Source organism: Vibrio sp. Vb0598 (assembly GCF_033338935.1).
Taxonomy (GTDB): Bacteria; Pseudomonadota; Gammaproteobacteria; order Enterobacterales; family Vibrionaceae; genus Vibrio; species Vibrio alginolyticus.
In genome coordinates this window covers 156,982-177,253 of record NZ_JAWOTP010000007.1, presented here as the reverse complement: position 1 = coordinate 177,253, position 20,272 = coordinate 156,982, and the positions used below count along the sequence as shown (strand labels likewise).

At 45.5% G+C, this 20,272-nt stretch carries 22 protein-coding genes; 17 read left to right on the top strand and 5 right to left on the bottom strand.

Going from position 1 to position 20,272, the window contains the following annotated elements:
* Positions 1-294: 294 nt before the first annotated feature.
* The 8 genes from R7Q38_RS09960 to fliJ are packed head-to-tail and all read left to right on the top strand — an operon-like array spanning position 295 to position 8,318.
* Positions 295-1,314, top strand: coding sequence for an OmpA family protein (locus tag R7Q38_RS09960; protein WP_318114207.1), 1,020 nt, complete (start codon positions 295-297; stop codon positions 1,312-1,314).
* Positions 1,314-2,645 (top strand): sigma-54 interaction domain-containing protein, encoded by a 1,332-nt coding sequence (locus tag R7Q38_RS09955; RefSeq protein WP_047102378.1) that lies wholly within the window; start codon positions 1,314-1,316, stop codon positions 2,643-2,645. The genes R7Q38_RS09960 and R7Q38_RS09955 overlap by 1 nt, the downstream gene beginning before the upstream one ends.
* 15 nt (positions 2,646-2,660) lie before the next feature.
* Entirely contained in the window at positions 2,661-3,017 is a 357-nt protein-coding gene (gene fliE, locus R7Q38_RS09950; RefSeq protein WP_005375045.1) for a flagellar hook-basal body complex protein FliE, read from the top strand.
* Between the two features lie 3 nt (positions 3,018-3,020).
* Positions 3,021-4,772: a flagellar basal-body MS-ring/collar protein FliF gene (fliF, locus tag R7Q38_RS09945; protein WP_005384024.1), complete on the top strand. Its 1,752-nt coding sequence runs from the start codon at positions 3,021-3,023 to the stop codon at positions 4,770-4,772.
* Entirely contained in the window at positions 4,741-5,754 is a 1,014-nt protein-coding gene (locus R7Q38_RS09940) for a flagellar motor switch protein FliG (protein ID WP_005375048.1), read from the top strand. The genes fliF and R7Q38_RS09940 overlap by 32 nt, the downstream gene beginning before the upstream one ends.
* A 4-nt stretch (positions 5,755-5,758) precedes the next feature.
* On the top strand, positions 5,759-6,514 hold the full coding sequence (fliH, locus tag R7Q38_RS09935; RefSeq protein ID WP_005375050.1) for a flagellar assembly protein FliH: 756 nt from the start codon (positions 5,759-5,761) through the stop codon (positions 6,512-6,514).
* The gene (gene fliI / locus R7Q38_RS09930) at positions 6,507-7,853 is read left to right on the top strand and encodes a flagellar protein export ATPase FliI (RefSeq protein ID WP_053350026.1); all 1,347 of its coding nucleotides are present in this window, start codon (positions 6,507-6,509) and stop codon (positions 7,851-7,853) included. The genes fliH and fliI overlap by 8 nt, the downstream gene beginning before the upstream one ends.
* 24 nt (positions 7,854-7,877) lie before the next feature.
* Positions 7,878-8,318, top strand: a complete 441-nt coding sequence (gene fliJ / locus R7Q38_RS09925; protein ID WP_005384016.1) for a flagellar export protein FliJ — start codon at positions 7,878-7,880, stop codon at positions 8,316-8,318.
* Between the two features lie 16 nt (positions 8,319-8,334).
* Here fliJ and R7Q38_RS09920 read toward each other — a convergent pair whose 3' ends face one another.
* Positions 8,335-9,393, bottom strand: a complete 1,059-nt coding sequence (locus tag R7Q38_RS09920) for a S1 family peptidase (RefSeq protein ID WP_213873784.1) — start codon at positions 9,391-9,393, stop codon at positions 8,335-8,337.
* Positions 9,394-9,466: 73 nt separating this feature from the next.
* Entirely contained in the window at positions 9,467-10,360 is an 894-nt protein-coding gene (locus R7Q38_RS09915; protein WP_053307935.1) for a LysR substrate-binding domain-containing protein, read from the bottom strand.
* A 128-nt stretch (positions 10,361-10,488) separates the two neighbouring features.
* Here R7Q38_RS09915 and R7Q38_RS09910 point away from each other — a divergent pair, with 128 nt between their 5' ends.
* The 6 genes from R7Q38_RS09910 (at position 10,489) to R7Q38_RS09885 (ending at position 15,774) form a co-directional block, all read left to right on the top strand.
* Positions 10,489-11,412, top strand: coding sequence for a DMT family transporter (locus R7Q38_RS09910; RefSeq protein WP_239939116.1), 924 nt, complete (start codon positions 10,489-10,491; stop codon positions 11,410-11,412).
* Between the two features lie 99 nt (positions 11,413-11,511).
* Positions 11,512-11,958: an SRPBCC family protein gene (locus R7Q38_RS09905; RefSeq protein WP_005375065.1), complete on the top strand. Its 447-nt coding sequence runs from the start codon at positions 11,512-11,514 to the stop codon at positions 11,956-11,958.
* Between the two features lie 83 nt (positions 11,959-12,041).
* Positions 12,042-12,794: a phosphatase gene (locus R7Q38_RS09900; protein ID WP_005375066.1), complete on the top strand. Its 753-nt coding sequence runs from the start codon at positions 12,042-12,044 to the stop codon at positions 12,792-12,794.
* Between the two features lie 156 nt (positions 12,795-12,950).
* Positions 12,951-13,340 (top strand): cytochrome b562, encoded by a 390-nt coding sequence (locus R7Q38_RS09895; RefSeq protein ID WP_021035869.1) that lies wholly within the window; start codon positions 12,951-12,953, stop codon positions 13,338-13,340.
* A 219-nt stretch (positions 13,341-13,559) separates the two neighbouring features.
* The gene (locus R7Q38_RS09890) at positions 13,560-13,919 is read left to right on the top strand and encodes a hypothetical protein (protein ID WP_080276971.1); all 360 of its coding nucleotides are present in this window, start codon (positions 13,560-13,562) and stop codon (positions 13,917-13,919) included.
* Positions 13,920-14,334: 415 nt separating this feature from the next.
* Positions 14,335-15,774 (top strand): PepSY-associated TM helix domain-containing protein, encoded by a 1,440-nt coding sequence (locus R7Q38_RS09885; protein WP_239939115.1) that lies wholly within the window; start codon positions 14,335-14,337, stop codon positions 15,772-15,774.
* 51 nt (positions 15,775-15,825) lie between these two features.
* Here R7Q38_RS09885 and R7Q38_RS09880 read toward each other — a convergent pair whose 3' ends face one another.
* From R7Q38_RS09880 to R7Q38_RS09870, 3 genes are all read right to left on the bottom strand, one after another.
* The gene (locus tag R7Q38_RS09880; protein ID WP_054824245.1) at positions 15,826-16,209 is read right to left on the bottom strand and encodes a VOC family protein; all 384 of its coding nucleotides are present in this window, start codon (positions 16,207-16,209) and stop codon (positions 15,826-15,828) included.
* 11 nt (positions 16,210-16,220) lie between these two features.
* Complete coding sequence (locus R7Q38_RS09875; RefSeq protein WP_042601221.1) at positions 16,221-17,150, bottom strand: LysR family transcriptional regulator; 930 nt, start codon at positions 17,148-17,150, stop codon at positions 16,221-16,223.
* A gap of 77 nt (positions 17,151-17,227) precedes the next feature.
* On the bottom strand, positions 17,228-17,701 hold the full coding sequence (locus R7Q38_RS09870; RefSeq protein WP_239939114.1) for a hypothetical protein: 474 nt from the start codon (positions 17,699-17,701) through the stop codon (positions 17,228-17,230).
* Between the two features lie 288 nt (positions 17,702-17,989).
* On the opposite strand from R7Q38_RS09870, the gene R7Q38_RS09865 reads away from it, so the two are divergent.
* The 3 genes from R7Q38_RS09865 (at position 17,990) to R7Q38_RS09855 (ending at position 20,256) form a co-directional block, all read left to right on the top strand.
* On the top strand, positions 17,990-18,673 hold the full coding sequence (locus R7Q38_RS09865) for a spondin domain-containing protein (RefSeq protein ID WP_151515308.1): 684 nt from the start codon (positions 17,990-17,992) through the stop codon (positions 18,671-18,673).
* A gap of 9 nt (positions 18,674-18,682) precedes the next feature.
* On the top strand, positions 18,683-19,378 hold the full coding sequence (locus R7Q38_RS09860) for a spondin domain-containing protein (RefSeq protein ID WP_045413258.1): 696 nt from the start codon (positions 18,683-18,685) through the stop codon (positions 19,376-19,378).
* A gap of 146 nt (positions 19,379-19,524) precedes the next feature.
* Positions 19,525-20,256: a response regulator transcription factor gene (locus R7Q38_RS09855; RefSeq protein ID WP_318114206.1), complete on the top strand. Its 732-nt coding sequence runs from the start codon at positions 19,525-19,527 to the stop codon at positions 20,254-20,256.
* Positions 20,257-20,272: the final 16 nt, after the last annotated feature.

The following is a 20,272-nucleotide window of genomic DNA, read 5'->3' as shown; positions in this document are numbered from 1 at the left end:
CCAAACTCTAAGATTGTGACTTTAGTTCACATGTTGCTTTGTTCATATAGTCATAATCTTTTAATGAAATTTAAAAAGAGTTAGTTTTCTTTATAAATCGCTTAATAAATAAAATAACAATGTTGAGCGTTTTAGTTGTTATAGATTTTTTAAATTGCCTTTATGGCGTAACAACAACTTCAAATAAATAAACTATAAGATACTGTTTTTTATGCTTAAAGCTTCCGACGGAGGCTAAGCGTGCTCTCTTGAGCGTTTTGTAAACAATTTTAATATTCAGAATAGGTAATTAAAATGATTAGCTATGCCAGTTCTCTCGGCTTGGTGGCATATTTAATTAAACGGTTTAAGTCATGGGAATGTAAGATATACATGAATCATGTCCGTTTGATAATTTGTAACACAATTATTGTTATCAGTTTTATTTTTTCAAAAGTGTCATATTCAGAAGAAGTCTTAACAATCCCTATGGACCTCTCTAAATGGACATATGAGGGAAATAAATTCAAATGCAACTTGTTGCAATCAAATAATGACTATGGGAAGTTTTATTTCCTAGCGGAACCTAATAATAAATTCTATTTTATTTCCGATATAGAATATGAAAACAATAAATGGAAAACGATTGCTTTAACAACTCAAAATGCTCCTTGGAGTGATGAGCTTTATAGAAAAGAATTTGGCTCCCTTGAATTTACTAAGCCGTCTCAGCGTTTCATCTTTAATAAAGGCGCTGAAGAATTCATGGATTCAATTGCTTCGGGTAGTTGGGTGACGCTGTCACTTAAAGGAAGTAATGCTTCCTCTGTTTCAGAGATTGTGATTCCTACTCTTCAAATTCAAAACGCATTGAAATCATTTAATGCGTGTCGCGCGCGATTGCCTAAATTGTCTTTTTCAGAGGCAAGGGATATGGCGCTCTCATTTGAGTTTGGTCAGAAGACGTTAAGTCGTGGACAGAAAGCAACACTAGAAGCGCTGTATAGCTATGTATCTGTGGATGATCGAGTGACCAAAATCCTCATCGACGGTCACACCGATAACGTTGGTTCAAGTTTAACGAACCTTTCTGTGTCACGTACTCGAGCAGAGCAAGTCACCAACGCTTTGATTGAGCTTGGGGTCGACGAGTCGATGATCGAAACACGAGCTCATGGTTCGCGTTACCCAATTGCCAGCAATAACTCGGTTAATGGCCAAGCAAAAAACCGACGTGTCACCCTGCGTTTAGTGAGGGACAACGAGTATACGGCTACGAAACACTACCCAGATCTACAATCACAAAATCAACAAACGAAAGTTAAGGTTCAATGATGACGAAAACGAAAATTTTGTTGGTTGAGCCAAATGAAGCTCTTGCTCAACCAGTATTGGATGTGTTGCAAAATGCAGGTTACACCGCGAAACACACTCGTACTGGTCGAGGCGCTTTGCTTGAAGAGCGAGCAGAAATCACTTTAGTGAGCTCTACGCTGCCGGATATGTGTGTTCGTGAGTTTGTCGCGTGTCACCAAAAGCAGCGAAATTCGGGTGTTGTTATTGCGATTGTCGACCAAGAACAAGGCATCTTGGCTGCTGAGACGATGAAAGCGGGCGCTACTGATTATCTATTACGCCCATTTGAATCTAATCAGTTGGTTAATCTGCTTAAACGTGTTGAAGCGTTAGGTAAGCCAATGGCCAACATTGTTGCGGAGTCTTGGAGAAGCAAACAAGTTCTGCAATTGGCGCATCGTGCAGCATGTACTAACGCGAGTGTGCTTATTACAGGTGAATCGGGAACGGGTAAAGAAGTGCTGGCGCGATATGTGCATGAGCACTCTCCGCGTATCAATGGTCCATTTGTGGCGGTTAACTGTGCCGCCATTCCAGAGTCAATGTTAGAGGCTGTGCTATTCGGTCATGTAAAAGGCGCGTTCACCGGAGCGACAAATTCTCAAAGCGGTAAGTTTGAAGAAGCAAATGGCGGGACGATTCTGCTTGACGAGATTGGTGAAATGTCACCTGCGGTTCAAGCGAAATTGTTGCGCGTCCTTCAAGAGCGTGAAGTAGAACGTGTTGGTAGCCATAAAGCCGTTCAGCTCGATATTCGTGTTATTGCGGCAACCAACAAAGACTTACGTGAGGAAGTTCAAAAAGGCACGTTCCGTGAAGATCTTTATTATCGATTAGATGTGCTGCCTCTGCACTGGCCGCCTTTGCGTGAAAGAAAAGAGGACATTCTACCGATTAGCCAATTCTTTATTGAAAAGTATCAAGATAGCAGCCGCTGTCACCTATCCCAAGATGCGATTAGTGCGCTGAGTCAGTATCACTGGCCGGGCAATATTCGTGAGTTGGAAAATGTCATTCAACGCGCTTTGGTCATGCGTCATGGTGATTACATTACAGCCCATGACCTGATGCTGCCTATTGAGCTTGTCGCGTCAGTTCCTACAGCAGAGCCAACTTCAAACTTTGGTCATGTAGAAGCGAAGAAGCAAGCTGAATATCAGTTTATTTTGGAAAAGTTACGTCAGTTTGGTGGAAACCGAACGAAAACCGCAAACGCGCTTGGAGTCTCTACTCGAGCGCTACGCTACAAGCTCGCAGCAATGCGAGAACATGGTATTGATTTACAGTCGGCACTAGGCTCGGCTGCCTAATAGGAGAAAAAATAGATGGCAAGTCAACCTACTCATGCGGTCTCGGCAGAGCAACTTATGTTGTCAAAAATGCAGGCGATGCAGGCACAAGTGCAGCCGCCAGAGTTTATCGTGAGTGCAAATCCTTTAGATCAACAATCACTAAACGCACCTTTATCGTTCTCACAAGCGATGACAAATGTGTTGGATACAGTGAATCAACATCAATCAGTGGCTAGTCAAAAAATGACGGCCGTAGAAACAGGAAAAAGTGATGACCTAGTTGGTGCAATGGTCGCGAGCCAAAAAGCCAGCTTGTCCTTTAATGCTTTGATGCAAGTGCGCAACAAAGTCGTGACCTCATTTGAAGATATTATGAAGATGCCGGTGTAATTCATGTCAGAACTAACCCCCCAAGTCGCCGGAAACACAGCTATGGCTACCGGCACAGCACAGACATTTTCTACTGCCAACGGCATGGACGATGTGACAACGAAGCTGAAGCAAATCTGGTCTAGCAGTCAGAGAAACTTAGTGCTATCTGCGGTGTTAGCTGCGATTGTTGCAGCGATTATTGTGGTTGCACTATGGAGTTCCTCGCAGAGCTTTCGTCCGCTTTATAGCCAACAAGAGCGTTTTGATATCGGCGAAATTGTGTCGGTATTAGAAAGCGAAGGCGTAAGCTACCGCATGCAAGAGCAAAATGGACAAGTTCTTGTACCTGAAGGTGAGGTTGCGAAGGTACGCATGTTGCTTGCATCAAAAGGTGTTAAAGCTAAGCTGCCGACAGGTTTGGATTCGCTCAAGGAAGATAGCTCTCTTGGTACGAGCCAATTTATGGAAACGGCGCGTTATCGTCATGGTTTAGAAGGTGAGTTAGTACGTACTATCATGTCTTTGAACTCAGTAGCGAACGCGCGTGTTCATTTAGCAATACCTCGTCAAACTCTATTCGTCCGCCAAAACAGTGAGAATCCTTCAGCATCTGTCATGCTTGAGCTCAAACCTGGTGAAGACTTAAAGCCTGAACAAGTTGAAGCGATCATTAACCTAGTGGTCGGTAGTGTCACGGCAATGAAGCCAGAATTTGTTTCTGTCATTGACCAGTATGGCCGTCTTCTTAGTGCGGATGTCGCTTCTGCGGAAGCCGGCAAAGTAAACGCGAAATATCTTGAATACCAGAAGAGTGTTGAAAAACAGATCATCCAACGCGCAGCAGATATGCTTACGCCGATTGTGGGGCCGAGTAACTTCCGCGTACAAGTCGCTGCCGATCTGGACTTTAGCCAAGTTGAAGAAACACAAGAAATTTTGGATAACGCGCCGGTTGTGCGTAATGAGCACACCATTCATAACAACTCGGTTGATCAAATTGCATTGGGTGTTCCTGGTTCTCTAAGTAACCAACCGCCAGTGACAGGATCTGGTGAAGTGGAAACGAACGATAGCCAAAACACGAATGCGCGATCTGAAGTGAATCGTCAATATGCTGTAGGTAGTAGTGTTCGTCGTACTCAATACCAACAAGGCCAAATAGAAAAGCTTAGTGTCTCGGTTCTGTTGAACTCCAAAGCTTCGCCAGATGGTGTGGCGTGGAGTGAAGCCGATAAAGAGCAAATCTCAAACATGATCATGGATGCTGTTGGTATCTCTGCCACACGAGGTGACAGCTTAAGTTTAATGAGTTTCAACTTCACCCCAATCGAAATTGATGCTCCTCCTGCACTGCCGTGGTGGCAAGACCCTACAGTACAGCAGCCAATACGCTACGTTATTGGTGGCTTGTTAGGCTTGGCGATGATCTTCTTCGTACTGCGTCCATTAATCATGCACCTAACTGGCGTTGATAAACCTGTGCCTGAGCTAAATTTTGCTGAGCCTCAGGAAGAACCTGACTACGAAAACTTGCAAACGCGTGAAGAGCGCGAGCATGAAGAAGTACTTGATCGCCGCCTATCAGAAAAAGGCATCTCAGCCTCTTCAGGTTTAGATGTAAACAGCGACATGCTACCACCAGCAGGTTCGCCATTAGAAATTCAATTGAAACACCTACAGCTTATTGCTAATGAAGAGCCAGAGCGCGTAGCCGAAATACTGAAACAATGGGTAAACATCAATGAACACAGTTCTATCAAAGCAGACGCTTAGTTATGTTGAACAAACCGCGCTCGTGCTATTAGGCATGGGCGAGGATGCCGCAGCGAAGGTTTTGCAACACTTTAGCCGTGATGAAACCCAGCGTGTGACTCGTGCAATGGCGAAGTTAAATGGCATTAAGAGCGATTCTGCTCGTGGTGTTATTCAAACTTTCTTTGAAGATTTCCGTGAGCACAGCGGTATTCGAGGAGCTTCTAAGGAATACCTATCTAATACATTGCGTAAAGCATTGGGTAACGATTTGGCAAAAGGGTTATTAAATACCTTATATGGCGATGAAATTCGCAACAATATGCAGCGCTTACAGTGGGTGGAAGCAGAAACTCTCGCTCGTTTCATTGTGAACGAGCACCCACAAATGCAAGCAATTTTTCTAGCGTATTTGCCAGCAGACAGCTCTTCAGCGGTATTGAAGCACTTGCCACAAGATTACCATGACGAAATCTTGTTCCGTATTGCTCAATTGCAAGATATCGATCATCAAGTTGCCGTTGATTTGCATGAACTCGTTGAGCGTTGCATCGAAAAAGTATCCGCAAGTCAAAGCACGCCGTTATCAGGTGTTAAGCAAGCAGCAGATATCATTAACCGCTTTGAAGGTGACCGTGGTTCATTGATGGAAATGCTGAAGTTGCATGATGAAGATGTTGTTAATGCAATCGAAGAAAACATGTTCGACTTTATGGTTCTTGGCCGACAACGCGAAGAAACTATGGACATGTTGGTGCAGCAAATCCCGCTAGAGTTGTGGGCAGTTGCGCTAAAAGGTTCCGATATTACCTTACAACAAGCTATTAAGCGTTCAATGCCGCAACGTATGGTAAAAGCGCTAGAAGATGACATGGACGCACGCGGCGCTGTTGCGTTAAGTCGAGTTCAAAAAGCACGTCAAGACATCATGCAAATGGTACGTGAGCTGGATGAATCTGGTGAAGTTCAGCTGCTTCTCTATGAAGAGCCAACGGTGGAGTAAGGTCATGCTAGAGACAAAATCAAGTACTATGCGATTGCCTCCGAGCGGGTATCGTTTACACCGTTTTCCGCCTTTAGCGCAACCTAAGACTATCGAAGACGAATTCGGGCTAGATAACCAAGGCTGGCAAGAACCTCAAATAGATATCCAACAGCAACTTGAAGAAGGTTTTCAACAAGGTTTGCAACAAGGACATGAAGAAGGCTTACGCCAAGGTATCGAACAGGGCAAGCAACAAGGTCTGTTGGAAGGCCAAAAAGAAGGTTTCCAAAAAGGCTTTGTTTCCGGTGAGCAGTCTGGAAAGCAAGGCTTTTTGGAGGCGGCGAAGCCTGTCAATGAACTTTTTCACGCCCTTTCTCGTTGGCAGGATGAAAAAGAGCAGCAACAACGCCATATGATTTGTGAACTGGTACAAAAGGTAGCTCAGCAAGTGATTCGTGCCGAGCTCACTTTAATGCCTCAGCAGATCCTAGCTTTGGTGGACGAGACATTGTCTGCCATGCCTGGTAAAGCGGAAACAGTAACTGTGCATTTAAATCCGCAAGATTTAGAGCGCATTACTCACATCAATGCTGATCTGCCGCAATCTTGGAAACTGGTCCCTAATACAGAGCTTCCTATTGGTGGTTGCCAGCTAGTGACTGATGACGCAGAAGCGGATGCGAGCTGCGACTCTCGCCTGGAAGCCTGTATGGACAATGTAAAGCAACACCTTTTGGATGAAGTCAGTATTCCACAGGTAGAGTCTGAGCATGAGTAATACCCTAAGCCATGAACTATTAAGTGAGCGTTTGAGCGAAGCCTTGGCTTCGCTCGATTCAATCCCTGTTGCTCGCGTAACAGGGCGATTGATAAAAGTAAACGGCTTAATGTTACAAGCCGTAGGGTGTCGGTTTAAGCTTGAGCAGCGTTGTCTCGTAGAAACCGCGGAAGGCGATATGATCGAAGCGCAAGTTGTGGGCTTTGAACACACTATTGCTTACCTCATGCCTATCCGCCGTTTAGGTGGTCTGTTTGCAGGTGCAAAAGTCATCCCTCTTGATGGTGACAGTACCGTGCAGCTAAGCTCTCAGTGGTTAGGACGCGTACTGAATGGTTTAGGTGAGCCGTTAGATGACGGGGCTCCGCTTAAGGGGGGAGAGCGAGTTTCACTTGAACCAAAACCGATTAACCCACTGAAGCGACGCCCAGTTGATACACCACTCAACGTAGGCGTGCGAGCGATTAATGGACTATTGACGGTAGGCAAAGGCCAACGTATTGGTTTGATGGCTGGCAGTGGCGTCGGTAAAAGTGTGTTAATGGGGATGATCACCAAAAACACGGAGGCCGATGTAATTGTGGTCGGGCTTATCGGTGAGCGAGGCAGAGAAGTACGTGAGTTCATCGAGAGAAACTTAACCCCAGAAGCGCGCAAGAAAGCGATTATTATCGCGGCTCCTGCTGATGAATCCCCGCTAATGAGGTTAAGAGCGACACTACTTTGTCATCGCGTTTCAGAGTATTTCCGAGACCAAGGCAAAGACGTTCTACTTCTGATGGACTCTCTAACCCGATACGCCATGGCACAGCGCGAAATCGCTCTTTCGCTCGGAGAGCCTCCAGCTTCTCGTGGTTATCCGCCCTCAGTCTTCAGCGTGTTACCTCAACTCCTAGAGCGAGCGGGTAACAGTGAAAATCAACATGGTAGCTTAACGGCAATTTACACCGTATTGGCAGAAGGAGACGACCAACAAGATCCTGTTGTGGATTCCGCGCGCGCCATCTTAGATGGGCATGTCGTTTTATCGCGTCAACTGGCTGAGCAAGGGCATTATCCCGCGATAGATATCAACGCGTCTATTAGCCGTTGTATGAATACTTGTACGCAGGACGCACACAGCACGATTGCGAATAACTTCCGTCAAATGTACTCCAACTACCTTCAGGTTAAAGAGTTACTGCCATTAGGGGGTTATCAACCAGGACAAGATCCTGAGTTAGATCAATCTGTTGCTATGTATCCAAACTTGCGTGCATATCTACAACAAGCTGCCAATGAGTCTGTAGATTACCCAACCAGTTTGACCGAGCTCGCGCAGCTTTTTCAAAGTGCTTAATCAAATGGGAGTGACAAGGCTGAAATGAAATCCAAGTTAAAAGCCGTAGGCAAGTTACAGCAAATGGAAGAAAAACAGCGTGATCGTGTGGGTCAACAACTTGATGCCATGCGTCAGCGTCACTCCCATCTTTCAATGCAATTGGAACAGTTATCGGCGTTGAAAGGCCACGCTGGACAATCAACCCGAACCGGCCCGACGCTGACGAGCGCGGCTTTGATGAACTTTAATCGTGTTGACCAAATGCTACAAAGAATGCTTCGTCACCACGAGCAAGAGCAAGCCGTTATGCAAGCGGAATGTGCATCTGTACAGAAAACACTAGAACACAAGCACGCACGCGTTCAAGGGTTAGAAAAAGTGCTTGAACGTTGGCGTACTAAGCAGAACTATGAAAAAGCGAAAAAAGAGCAAAAGATGATTGAAGACATCATTAACTCTCGCGTTAAGCGCAAGATATTATGATGTCTTGTTGACGCAACTAGGAGCGCGAATCATTTCTGCGGTGTCTTAGCCAACCAAACCAGCCTCCAAGCATGATCAACCCTGATCCGAGAGCACCGCCGCCGCCGCTGCCGTTATCGTCAAAGCCCGACGTGTTAGTATCTTCTGGTTCAAAGCCGGAATCGCCTTCACTATGATAATCTTCTGTACTTGCTAAGAGGGCGTTATAACGAGTTTTCACTCCCGAACTGGTTTGGGCTTCAATCCACGTTGTATAATTTAGAACCTCAGTAAACACACTCGGAATCGCAGCAGATTCACAAACAGAAGAACCATAGCTCACAATACCGATTTGCTGATACATGCCATTATTGTCTTGATAAGTGAGGGGACCGCCTGAGTCACCGCGGCAGATACCAGTGTAGCTTCGCTCAGGAAATCCATTCGCACACAAACTTTCCTGAGCATTAAACCCTGTTACCAGTGAAGCGCATTGGCTGTCGGTAAGGGGTTTTACTTCTGCCCAGCGTAAATAGTTTGGCCCGTTTTCATCACTAGTCGAGGTCTGACCTAAACCGAATATCTGATAAACCGTCTTGCTGCTGTAGTCTCCAAAGTCTTGCGGTAAAGTGATGGATTGAACGTTATCGGTAATAGGGCGAGTCAATTCAAGGACAGCGATGTCATTAATCCATAAATCGCTAGGCACATAATCAGGATGAATCGCAATAGAGCGAACATCTTTGAATTCTTCAACAAACACGTCATTCATCGTAGGGTTTTTGACTAGCACTCGTAGATCGTTGATTGTCCACCCGTCAGTGAAAACGCTTGGTTCTACGCAGTGAGCCGCAGTTAAAATGAAGCGGTCGTTTACAATGGTTCCCCCACAAATATTGGCAAACTGATTAGCGCCAGTTTTATGTAGAATAAGACGTGCAAAAAAAGGAAGTTGGTTTTGGGTAGCCTGCTGCCCCCCAATAATTGCCGTGGAGATCCCTTGTTCTGAAAGGCGGTTATCATTTTCTGCTTCTGCGGTCGCACTCAAAGATACTGCAAAACAGAGTGCGCTTAGCCATATTTGATACTGCTTCATAAACCATCCTTGGATGAAAAGTGCTCTTCTAACTTTATACTAGTTTTTCAGTGAATGTGCTTAACAAAAGTTTCTAATAGTTGAATGATTGTTGTAGCCAAGATCGCAACAGATGAAACGATTCAAGCTTTAGCTTGTGTGGCGGGCATACAAAGTAAAGCTGTTGATGAGGATTAATGACGGGTTCACCCAGCTCGATTAGCTGACCATATTTGATGTCATCCTTCACAAACAAGCGATGAGTGACCAATAACCCCAAACGACGAGTTGTGGCCTGGACGGCTTGTATCGACATGTTAAAAGTGATTGGTTTTTTATTTTTAGGTCGCTGGATACCCGTCGCGTCCTGCCACACGTTCCAGTCGTTTTTTCTTCGCTCGTTAGTAACTTCAATGATGGGATACTGCTTTAAGAGTTGAGTGATGTTTGAGTCCTTTGTCTTCGCTATCAATTCAGGACTGCACACCAAAACCAGTTCATCTTCACTGAGCTTTTCGCAGTAGTAATCCTGCCATTCTTCGGGATTTCCATGCACCAAGGCCGCGTCGATACCTTCTTGTTCTAAATTGAATCTGCCAGACAGGTTTGATAAACGAACGTCTAATTGAGGAGCAAACCCTTGTAAATCTGACATTCGAGGAATCCACCAGTGAAGAGCCAATGAATTCACCATATTGAGCGTAACACGCTGCAAGTTCTGATCTTGGATGAGTGCTTCCGTTGCATCGACAATTTGCTCTAAAGCGGGTGCCACCTTTCTGTAATACTTCTTACCGTCCGCATTGAGTTGAACTTGTCTGCCTATGCGATCAAACAGAGGCTTGTTTACTTGACTCTCCAGCGATTTAATTGCCTGACTTACGGCTGAGTGACTCACACTTAATATCTGTGCTGCTTCTGTCATGCTGCCAGACTCAGCTACTGCAACAAATGCGTAGATGGACTTTAAGGGGACTAGTTTCCGCATAATTTAAAAACCGTAGCTGGTGATAGATAAGTTAAACTGTAAGTTTTTCTTACATCAATGGTTAATATTACTCGCTATTTACTATAAGTGATGTCTTTTAAAATGCTCCATATATTAAGGAGTATTGAATGAATGCTGTAAATAAATCTATCCTTTTCATGTTAATGTCTACGTTAAGCTTATCTGTTACTGGACTGTTAGCAAAGCAGTTGTCAGGCGAACTTTCCGTCACACTATTTAGCTTCTTACGTTTTTTGGTGCCTGCGCTTATCTTGCTTATCTTACTTCGTGTGAAAAACCTTACCTTTCCTAAAGCGGGCACGCTAAAGCCTATTTTATTGCGTGCTCTTTGTATCGGTTTGTCACAACTTTGCTTTATCGCGTCATTACAAACGTTAACGCTCGTTGAGGGGGTCGTTTTGTTTGCTACTGGCCCATTATTTATTCCCTTGGTTGAAAAGCTGTTCATGAGGGGGCGCATTCGTGTTTCAACATTGGCGGCTTTAGCAATGGCGTTCACTGGTGTGGTTATGTTGGCGGGCGGTGGAAGTGAGATCACATGGCGAGCGGATTTATTGCTCGGCTTGGCTGGTGGACTCTTCAATTCTGGTTCTCAGCTTACGTTATATAAAGTGAGTAAAACAAATATGTCGCCGCTAGAAATCAACTTTTGGGCGTTTGGTTTTGCTGCCGTATTTCTGTTGCCGCTAGCTTTGTTTAATGACTTCGACGCGTTACTTAATATGAGTGTTATGGCGCCTGAGATTTCTTCAAATACGCTGTGGATCGGTATGATGTCTCTGATGATCATTAACACCCAAGTTTTTCGCTCCAAAGCATATAAACTGGCAAGCAGTGGCTCTCAACTTTCGCCACTCATTTTTACTAACTTATTGTTCACTGCGGTTTGGCAGAGCCTGTTTTTTGAAGACCGAATGAGTCAAAGTCAAATTGTTGGGATGAGTTTAATAGTGCTCGCAATCATACTGAACACATGTTGGGTTCGTTTTACGGCGCATCGCAGTGGCGGTTTACAAGCGAGAACTTCTTAGTCTGTCGGAAAATGAAGGGGGCAGGTAGATAAATTGGTCGTGTGGTTTGATTTTTCCTGAGTATGGGCTAGCGTCAAGAAAGGTTCAGGGAGAGAAATCATGCTTACGCTAAATTATTACGTCGAAATTTCGGCGACACCGCAACGAGTGTGGGAAGTGCTAACCGATGTTGAGTTGTATAAACGTTGGGCACAAGCCTTTTCACCGCAGTCTCAATTTGAAGGAGCTTGGGAAGAAGGAGGTGGCATCACTTTTTTTGATCCAGATATGGGCGGGACAAGGGCGATCATAGATACGGTGCTACCGCTTCAAAAACTTGAATTTCATCATGTTGCCATTTTTAATCCGGATAATCGTCAACAACTCGATGCTGACCTAGCATCTAGGTGGATCGGATCGCGAGAGATCTACCAGATCGATACCAACAACGATCGTTTACTACTCAATGTTACCATTCATACTCACAACGACTTTGTTTCCATGTTTAATCACGGATGGGAAAAAGCTTTACCCTTGATAAAAGCCATTAGTGAAGAGCAAGCTTAGGGTTCTTGCTTATCTTGGGCTGACGATGCGTTGCCTGAAGGTATACAATAGCACGCAAGATAGCGCACCTAAGAGAGTGGATGATGGAATTTAAAGTTGATACCCATACACATACGTACGCAAGTGGTCACGCGTACAGTACCTTGATTGAAAATGCAAAGTTGGCAAAAGAGAACGGGCTGGATATGTTCTGCACGACCGATCACGCAGAATCAATGCCGGGTGCGCCTCATTACTGGTTCTTCTCGAACCAGAAAATTCTGCCTCGCTTTCTTGAAGGCGTTGCGATTATTCGTGGCGTTGAATCTAACATTATGAATACCGAAGGCGACATTGATATTCCACTGAGTGTGGACCGCAACTTAGATTGGGTGATCGCGAGTTTTCATGAACCCGTTTTTCGTCCTGCAAACAAGCAAACTCACACGGAAGCACTTGTTAATGTCATTCAGAGTGGTCGTATTGATGCGCTCGGTCATCTTGGTAATCCAAATTTCGACTTTGATTTTCAGACCGTTTTAGCGTGCGCGAAAGAGCACAATGTCGCGATTGAAATTAATAACACCACGCTGAAAGGCAACAGCCGAGTAGGCAGCGTAGACCGTTGCCACGAGATTGCACAAATCGGGAAAGATCTCGGTGTTTTCTTCACCACGGGCAGTGACGCGCATTTCTGTCACGATGTTGGTAATCTGGATTTGGTTGGAGAGTTAATGGACAAAGTGGGTATTGATAGCAAGAAAGTGATTACTCACACCGCTCAGCAGTTTTTGTCTTTCTTAGCTTTGAGAGGCCGTAAACCAATTGCAGAATATGATAGCATTCTCAACGCATAAACTTGATTACATTTAAGGTATGCACCCGACGCCAGATTGCTTTACACTGCGACCCGGAAATACTCAACTAAGCTAGTTTTTCGCCTCTTATGGCGTAGGTTATTTGGGTGAATAAAGCCGACACAGAATTCGGCACTATAAATGGAGAAGTGAAAAATGTTACGTCCTTTAGTCCTAGGGTGTGCGATTGCGTTTGGCTCAACATACGCAATGGCAGAAGCGGTTGATTTAAAACAAAACATGAAACAGATGAAGATGGAATTCAAACAGGCGGCAGAAGCATCTGATGTCGAAACCATGAAATCTGCGATTGATAGCTTGCAAGCGATTGTTGAACAATCTAAGCGTGGTAATTACCCACCAGAGAAGTTTGATACTTACTTAGAAGGCTTTAACAAACTGACGGTAACGCTAGATAAGATTGAAGCGGATCTTGATGCGGGCAAGCTACAAGAAGCAAAAGCTCAACTGCGTGAAATCGATAGTCTTCGTGAAGAGTACCACGACAAGCGCAATCCAAGCATTTGGAGCAAGTTGTTCGGCTAATTATCTACTGAGCGGAGCATTTGCTCGTGGCAGTGGGTTACGCGTTATCTCTAAGTAATGAATGAACACATTATCAGCCTGCCATTTCGGCGGGCTTTTTTGCGCCTGTCAATCGATGCATTCAAGAAAACCTGTGAGGTAGCAACCAGTTATTGATCCTGTTTTTTGAGCTATCACTCAAAATTGGTTACGCTGTGTGAAATTTGTTAAGTCACCGTTATGCGTAGATTAATTCCTTTTTACCGATCGATGTTATTTGCTAGTGCTCTCAGTTGGGTGCTAGTGACGCTGATGCCTGTTATCAATGCTCATGGTAACAGCATGGGCGTGTGGGCGACGCTATGTACGCTGAACGGATTTGAGTTGGTCCAAATAGAAGAGGGCGACAATTCGGTCAGCCACAAAGGCAAGCCTTGTCCGTTTAGCCACTTCTCGACTTTTCATCACGATACACTTCCAACGACACCGATACTTTCAAGACAGAGCTTGGTGACTTCTGACAGCTACGCTTATTTGGCTCTAAGTGTGCGATTTGAAACACCAGTTCCTAGAGCGCCGCCGGTTTCCCTTTTCTCATAACGAAAACAATTACACGATACCCAAGTAACCTCGAGATGCTTGGTTTAGCGAGAATGACTTGGTTTGTAGACGCGGTGGCGATTTAAAGGTCTAGTGGGTCTAAATCAAGATATCGACAACAAAGTATACAAGCCAAGACAACTCGCCCTTCGGGAGCGTGTCATTGCTCCGATTGCTGCTTCAAACAACTTGGAAAGAGTTGTCTATTACACAGCGTTGTTTTCTTTGCACTCGAATCAATGACAACGCTCTGAATCCAGCATCTTGAAGTCACTTGGGTATATAGCCAACAACACTGCCACTTCGAGCAGTGGTACTCCCAAATCTAAGTCAATTAGCGCCGCATACGAATGTGTATGTGCAGGATGCGTTTGACTGAATTTGGGTGTTCAACAATGAAAAAAGGAAAATACACATGTTGAGAAACTCGGCAAAGCCTCAACTCAAGGAAGCCTCACGCTTAAAATCCATCTACTTTATGACGTGGCGATGGCACTTTTACGCAGGTTTGTTCGTCATTCCATTTATGCTCATGCTTTCCCTCACGGGGTTGGTGATGTTGTTTGATGACGAAATCGAATTGGCTCGATACGAAGCGACATTACAAGTTTCACCACAAGAGCAAATGGTTCCCGTCTCTGTACAATTAGAAACCGTAAAGCAGGCCTACCCCGATTTTAATGTCACTCAATTTGTACCTGCTAAAACGGCCGATATTGCCAACCGCTTCTCGATTCAAAACCAAGAAGGCAGCTCACTGATTGTTGCAGTAAATCCTTATACAGGAGACGTACAAGGCACCATTAATCGTGGTGATAGCATCTATGAACTGATGAACAGCATTCACGGTACGTTGCTCATCGGAGACTTAGGCGACCGTTTAATTGAAATCGCCGCCAGTTTAGGCATTTTACTGTTGGTGTCTGGTTTGTACCTGTGGTTACCAAGAGACAACGCAAGCCGTGCTGGCTTTTTGAAAATTCGTTTTGGCAGTGGAACTCGTATTTTGATGCGAGATCTGCATGCGAATTTAGGTGGTGTGCTATCAATTGTTCTGTTGTTCTTTTTGATTTCAGGTCTGTCTTGGGCTGGGATATGGGGCGCGAAAATGGTGCAAGCTTGGAATACCTTCCCAACCTATTACACATGGGGTGAGAAACCAGAGTCGACACTGACACACAAAGACCTGAATCATGGTGCATCAGAAGAGATGCCATGGAACTTAGAGCTTGCTGCTGTGCCTGAATCGAAAGACAAACCCGCTCATGATCATGCCAATATGAAGGAAGATATGGCATACGCAGGCAACCATGATGCGCTCTCCATTGATGATATTGTCCTCAAAGCTGAAATGATGGGCTTCACTGGCTATAAGCTGTTTTTGCCACGCTCTGAGACGGGCGTTTACACTGTTGCAGCTAACTCCATGGGTGGCGATATCTCCGACCCAAGACAAGATCGCACCAGCCACTTTGACCAATATTCCGGTCGTTTGCTGGTGGATGTAACGTGGCAAGATTACAGCCTATTTGCCAAGTTCATGGCGGCAGGTGTGTCACTGCATCAAGGTGATGTCAGTGTGCTTAACAAAGTACTCAACGTAGCGTTCTGTTTGGCGTTCATCTTAATCTCAATCACAGGTGTGGTGATGTGGTGGATTCGTAGACCAAGTCGCAGTGCCGTATTGGGCGCGCCACCTAAGTTTCAGCAAGACGGCATTTGGAAACTTGGTTTAGTAACGTTGGTGATATTGTGTCTGGCGTTTCCGATGGGCGGTTTAGCGATTGTTACGGTTCTCGCACTGGATTGGCTGTTGTTCAACCGCATTGAGAAGCTGAAAACAGCGTTGAATTAGTAACAGACAAAGAATGGAATAGTAAAAGAGCCAGCGACGTGCTGGCTCTTTTTATTTCTGGTAAATCTCCAGTGGCAAGCCATCTGGATCTTGGAAGAAGGTAAATGCTTTGCCTGTGAATTCGTCAATACGAATTGGCTCAACTTCAACGTCATTCGATTCTAGGTAGGCTTTCACCTGTTCAACATCATCAACCAAAAACGCGAGATGTCGCAGCCCTTGTGCTTCAGGAAAGCTCGGTCTCTCTGGTGCGCTCGGAAAGCTAAACAGTTCCACTTGGCTACCGTCAGGTAAAGCGAGGTCAAGCTTGTAGGAGTCTCTGGCTTCACGATAGTTTTCAGCAATGACTTTCAATCCCAACACTTCAGTGTAAAAGCGTTTTGACCTTGGGTAGTCGCTGCAAATGATCGCGACGTGATGAATGGCATTAAACATGGTTAGCCTCTTCAAGCATGGTTAGTATCCTCGGAGACTAAATGCTCCTTAACGAAGTCGATAAACACACGCAGACGAGCGGGCATGTATTTGGTTTGCGCATACTGCATCGCGATAGCGCCATGGTAGTTACTCTTGATCATCCAATCCGGCAGAACCTCCACCACTTCTCCTTGCTCTAACGCGTCTTTGATCACGAAGTCATGGAAGATCCCAATTCCCAAGCCAGACTTAACCCCGTTTAAGCGCATTTGAGAATGGTTGACGGCGTAGCGTCCACTCACGGCAATGGAGTGGAACGCTTCTTCTTTAAAGAATGACCAGATGTTGTCTTTGTCGTTCTCGGCAAGATAAATGCAGTCGTGTTGCTCAAGCTCGGTTGGGTGCTCAGGCATACCGTGTTTAGTGAGATAATCTGGAGAGGCACACAAAACAAGGTTGGTCTTGCTGATCTCTTTGAGTACCAGATTTTCATCGGGTTTGTCGGTGAGCTTAAATGCGACATCAATACCTTGGCGGAAAAGATCAATCTCACCATCTGCTGCACGCAGCTTAAGCTGTATATTTGGATAACGTTCTAGGAATGGCAACACAAACGGTTGAAGCACCGAATTAAGAAATGCTTCAGGGGCTGCCACTGTGAGTGCGCCTGTTGGCTCGGCATGATCTTCCGCTGATAGCTCAACGGCTTGCTGCGCGGCATTCACCATTGCGATGCTTTGGTCGTAAACCTTTTGCCCAGCTTGAGTAATGATCAACTTACGAGTCGTGCGCTCAAACAGTTTCACCGAGAGGGCTTGCTCTAATCGTGTGATCAACTTACTTAAAGCCGATGGCGTTACGCCGAGTTGTTTAGCAGCAGCGGTAAAACTGCCTTCGTTTACCACCAAGATAAACGAAGCAAGATCAGGAAGTAGGGCTATGAGTTTTGGATTAACCATAATTGTTCAGTTCTGCGCAGCGGAATAACGATATTGTCTGGTACGGTTTCACGAGGTTCAAGTGTCACCGTCTCGCTTTAACGATATTTTGCCAAAAATGCTTTGAGTGCAGGCAAGCCAGATTCACCAGTATGGTATTGCTGCCAACAGTGATAAATGGCCGTTTCGTGGTCTGTAATCAACTCGATAGCATCTCGCTCAGCGATTGAATACTGCTGTGAAGCTTTCACTTCTTCATGCCACTCTCGATACTTAACCTCATAAGGTTCTACCCACTTTAGAAGAGTCGCCACCAACTCTTGCCATGGTAAACCAATCCACTTGGTTGCATCTGCCAAGCCTTTATCAAACATCTCTTGGTGTCGACTTTCTATATCCATGCCATTTGTCAGCAGTACAGGTTTGAGCTTTTCTGCGGTGAGTTCTTCCACTTCAATCAAGGTTTGCCACAGCGTTTGTTGTTCACTTTGGGCGTAATGGCTCAAGTAGTGGTTGAAAAAAGCGATGCCGTAGATTTCGCCATAGTAGGCAGACAGAACGTTATGAATCATGGTGAGAATCGTGATTTAAACAGGGAATACCGCATTGTAGGAGGGGAAAGCGCGAAGTGTAAACACCTGATTAAGAGTAAAAAAGTGCTGCTGACAGAATTCGAACAGAACTTGTGAGAATTTTATGAGAATTCGATGAAGTTGCTGATAGATTTGCTCGTCATTCTTAGAGGCAAGAACGCAAAACGTTCGAAACGTAATGCTTAACCTACTCAAGTCACGAACAAAGAAGTAAAGCCGTATACATGGGCTTGGGTAGTTCAACCCTCATTAAAGGATGGAATCACAATGAAAAAACGTACCCAACTCGGACTCGTCATGACTTCAGTCGCTATGGCACTAGGCTCTGCATCAGTGAATGCGGCGGAATTGGAAATCACCGTGACAAACGCAACCAAAGGCATCTACTTTACGCCACTTATTGTCGCTGCACATGGTTCTGATCTTCAAATGTTCAGAACGGGCCAAGCAGCAACGCCTGAACTAGAAGCAATGGCAGAAGGCGGTGATATCTCTGGGCTTGCTAGTGTGATTGGTAACGCTGGTGGTGCGGTGGTTGAGAATCCTGCTGGTGGCATTTTGAATCCGGGTGTTGCAACCACCTTCACCTTGGACAGTGGCGACCACGGTTATCTTTCTTTGAGCGCGATGCTGCTGCCAACCAATGACGGTTTTGTCGGTCTAGATAGCTGGAAGATTCCAACGGAAGCGGGTACATACCGAGCAACGCTAAGAAGTTACGATGCTGGTACAGAAGCGAACGATGAGCTTGCGTCTAGCATGCCAAACCCACCTTTCATTACCTTTGGTACTGGCGGCACAGGCGTTGAAGCAACGGTAACTAACGACAAAGTTCACGTGCATCCGGGTAACCTTGGTGATAGCGACCCATCTGGCGGCATCAGTGACTTAGACAGCAGTAGCCATCGTTGGTTAAACCCAGTCGCAACCATCACAATCGTTGTGAAGTAAGGGGGATGTATGAAATACAGAATCTTACTAGTAGCAGCTTCAGTCGGCTTGCTCGCCGGTTGTCCAAGCGATGATGATAATGATGTAGTGAAATCCTACCGCTACACCGTCAATGTGGCGAACTTGACTGCGAATCAACCTATGTCTCCGCTCGCGGTACTCAGTCACAATGGTGACTACCAACTGTTTGAAATTGGCCAAGCGGCATCTGTTGAACTTGAGCATCTTGCCGAAGGCGGTAGTAACGCAGAGCTAATTGAATTGATGAACAGCAATGACAGTGTTTACCAAGGTATTTCGGGTAATGGATTGGTGTTGCCGGGTGCATCGGACGAAGTCACCATCACGGTTGACCCTAGTCGTTACGGTTACTTGTCTGTGGCGTCTATGTTTGTGAATACCAATGATGCCTTTGTTGGCGAAACGGGGTTATCGCTCAAATCGCTCGCAGTAGGTGAAAGCTATGAAATGAGCATGAACGTTTGGGATTCCGGCACGGAACTGAATGATGAGCTTGCTGCAACCATTCCGGGCCCAGCAGGTGGCGGTGAGGGCTTCAATGCCGCCCGTAATGACAGCAATGACGTTGTTGCATTCCATGCGGGGGTAGTTAGCCAAGATGATGGATTAGCAAACTCAGCACTTTCTGCGAACCATCGTTTCTTGAACCCAGGTGCGAAAGTCACCATCACTCGAGTCGAGTAACACAGGCTCCGATGACGTCTCCTTTCCAAAGCGCTTGTAGCCGAGCGCTTTATCCCTCATGGCGTCATCGGAACCTTTTTTGAAAGAATTTCTAATTTGTTCCGGTCATGTGCAAAGTGAGGATACTCGAAGGCAAGGAAAGGACCATGGAACAACAGGCAATCAATTTAGTCGCGAACATCTTGTTGGTGGAAGATGACGATGATTTGGCAGAACTGGTTCAGATGCATCTCAAGTTTCAAGGACACCAAGTATCGCGAGCCACAAATGTCGCCGATGCTAAAACGCAATACCAGCAACAACCCTTTGATTTATTGATCCTTGACCGAGGTTTACCAGATGGTGATGGTCTAGACATTTGCCATTATTTGCGTCAGCAACAAGATTGGAGCCCAGTGCTCATGCTGACAGCCAGAGACGGTGAAATGGACAAGGTAGACGGCTTAGAAGCGGGCGTTGATGACTACATCACCAAGCCATTTAGCGTATTAGAATTCCAAGCACGAGTGCGAAACGTGCTACGCCGAGTCAGCCAAACCGCAGAAGTCAAAGTAGCAAATGAAATCCTCGATGATGCGATGGATTTTGGTCCGCTGAGAATCATTCCGGAGTTGCACCAAGTATCCCTAAACGACAAAGACGTCACTCTTACCGCGACAGAGTTTACTTTGCTGCAGTTTCTCGCGACTCGTCCGGGCAGAGTCTACAGTAAAGATGAATTGCTCGATCACGTTTGGAACACCAGTCATTCTGGTTATCACCATACGGTGTGTAGCACCATAAACCGTTTACGCAGCAAGTTGTCGTTGTCTGATTCTGATCATCACTTCATTCAAACCGTGTGGGGTGTTGGATATAAGTTTCAGCCAAGACTCTAATGCAAGAAAGTAAGTC

What these genes read in the sequence shown, in the direction of transcription:
- R7Q38_RS09960 (WP_318114207.1), top strand. Translation starts at nt 295, where the DNA reads ATGATTAGCTATGCCAGTTCTCTCGGCTTGGTGGCATATTTAATTAAA.
- R7Q38_RS09880 (WP_054824245.1), bottom strand. Translation starts at nt 16,209, where the DNA reads ATGTTTAATGCCATTCATCACGTCGCGATCATTTGCAGCGACTACCCA.
- R7Q38_RS09905 (WP_005375065.1), top strand. Translation starts at nt 11,512, where the DNA reads ATGCTTACGCTAAATTATTACGTCGAAATTTCGGCGACACCGCAACGA.
- fliI (WP_053350026.1), top strand. Translation starts at nt 6,507, where the DNA reads ATGAGTAATACCCTAAGCCATGAACTATTAAGTGAGCGTTTGAGCGAA.
- R7Q38_RS09875 (WP_042601221.1), bottom strand. Translation starts at nt 17,150, where the DNA reads ATGGTTAATCCAAAACTCATAGCCCTACTTCCTGATCTTGCTTCGTTT.
- R7Q38_RS09940 (WP_005375048.1), top strand. Translation starts at nt 4,741, where the DNA reads ATGAACACAGTTCTATCAAAGCAGACGCTTAGTTATGTTGAACAAACC.
- R7Q38_RS09890 (WP_080276971.1), top strand. Translation starts at nt 13,560, where the DNA reads ATGCGTAGATTAATTCCTTTTTACCGATCGATGTTATTTGCTAGTGCT.
- R7Q38_RS09910 (WP_239939116.1), top strand. Translation starts at nt 10,489, where the DNA reads ATGAATGCTGTAAATAAATCTATCCTTTTCATGTTAATGTCTACGTTA.
- R7Q38_RS09955 (WP_047102378.1), top strand. Translation starts at nt 1,314, where the DNA reads ATGACGAAAACGAAAATTTTGTTGGTTGAGCCAAATGAAGCTCTTGCT.
- R7Q38_RS09860 (WP_045413258.1), top strand. Translation starts at nt 18,683, where the DNA reads ATGAAATACAGAATCTTACTAGTAGCAGCTTCAGTCGGCTTGCTCGCC.
- R7Q38_RS09865 (WP_151515308.1), top strand. Translation starts at nt 17,990, where the DNA reads ATGAAAAAACGTACCCAACTCGGACTCGTCATGACTTCAGTCGCTATG.
- fliJ (WP_005384016.1), top strand. Translation starts at nt 7,878, where the DNA reads ATGAAATCCAAGTTAAAAGCCGTAGGCAAGTTACAGCAAATGGAAGAA.
- R7Q38_RS09885 (WP_239939115.1), top strand. Translation starts at nt 14,335, where the DNA reads ATGTTGAGAAACTCGGCAAAGCCTCAACTCAAGGAAGCCTCACGCTTA.
- R7Q38_RS09915 (WP_053307935.1), bottom strand. Translation starts at nt 10,360, where the DNA reads ATGCGGAAACTAGTCCCCTTAAAGTCCATCTACGCATTTGTTGCAGTA.
- R7Q38_RS09920 (WP_213873784.1), bottom strand. Translation starts at nt 9,393, where the DNA reads ATGAAGCAGTATCAAATATGGCTAAGCGCACTCTGTTTTGCAGTATCT.
- fliH (WP_005375050.1), top strand. Translation starts at nt 5,759, where the DNA reads ATGCTAGAGACAAAATCAAGTACTATGCGATTGCCTCCGAGCGGGTAT.
- R7Q38_RS09900 (WP_005375066.1), top strand. Translation starts at nt 12,042, where the DNA reads ATGGAATTTAAAGTTGATACCCATACACATACGTACGCAAGTGGTCAC.
- fliF (WP_005384024.1), top strand. Translation starts at nt 3,021, where the DNA reads ATGTCAGAACTAACCCCCCAAGTCGCCGGAAACACAGCTATGGCTACC.
- fliE (WP_005375045.1), top strand. Translation starts at nt 2,661, where the DNA reads ATGGCAAGTCAACCTACTCATGCGGTCTCGGCAGAGCAACTTATGTTG.
- R7Q38_RS09870 (WP_239939114.1), bottom strand. Translation starts at nt 17,701, where the DNA reads ATGATTCATAACGTTCTGTCTGCCTACTATGGCGAAATCTACGGCATC.
- R7Q38_RS09895 (WP_021035869.1), top strand. Translation starts at nt 12,951, where the DNA reads ATGTTACGTCCTTTAGTCCTAGGGTGTGCGATTGCGTTTGGCTCAACA.
- R7Q38_RS09855 (WP_318114206.1), top strand. Translation starts at nt 19,525, where the DNA reads ATGGAACAACAGGCAATCAATTTAGTCGCGAACATCTTGTTGGTGGAA.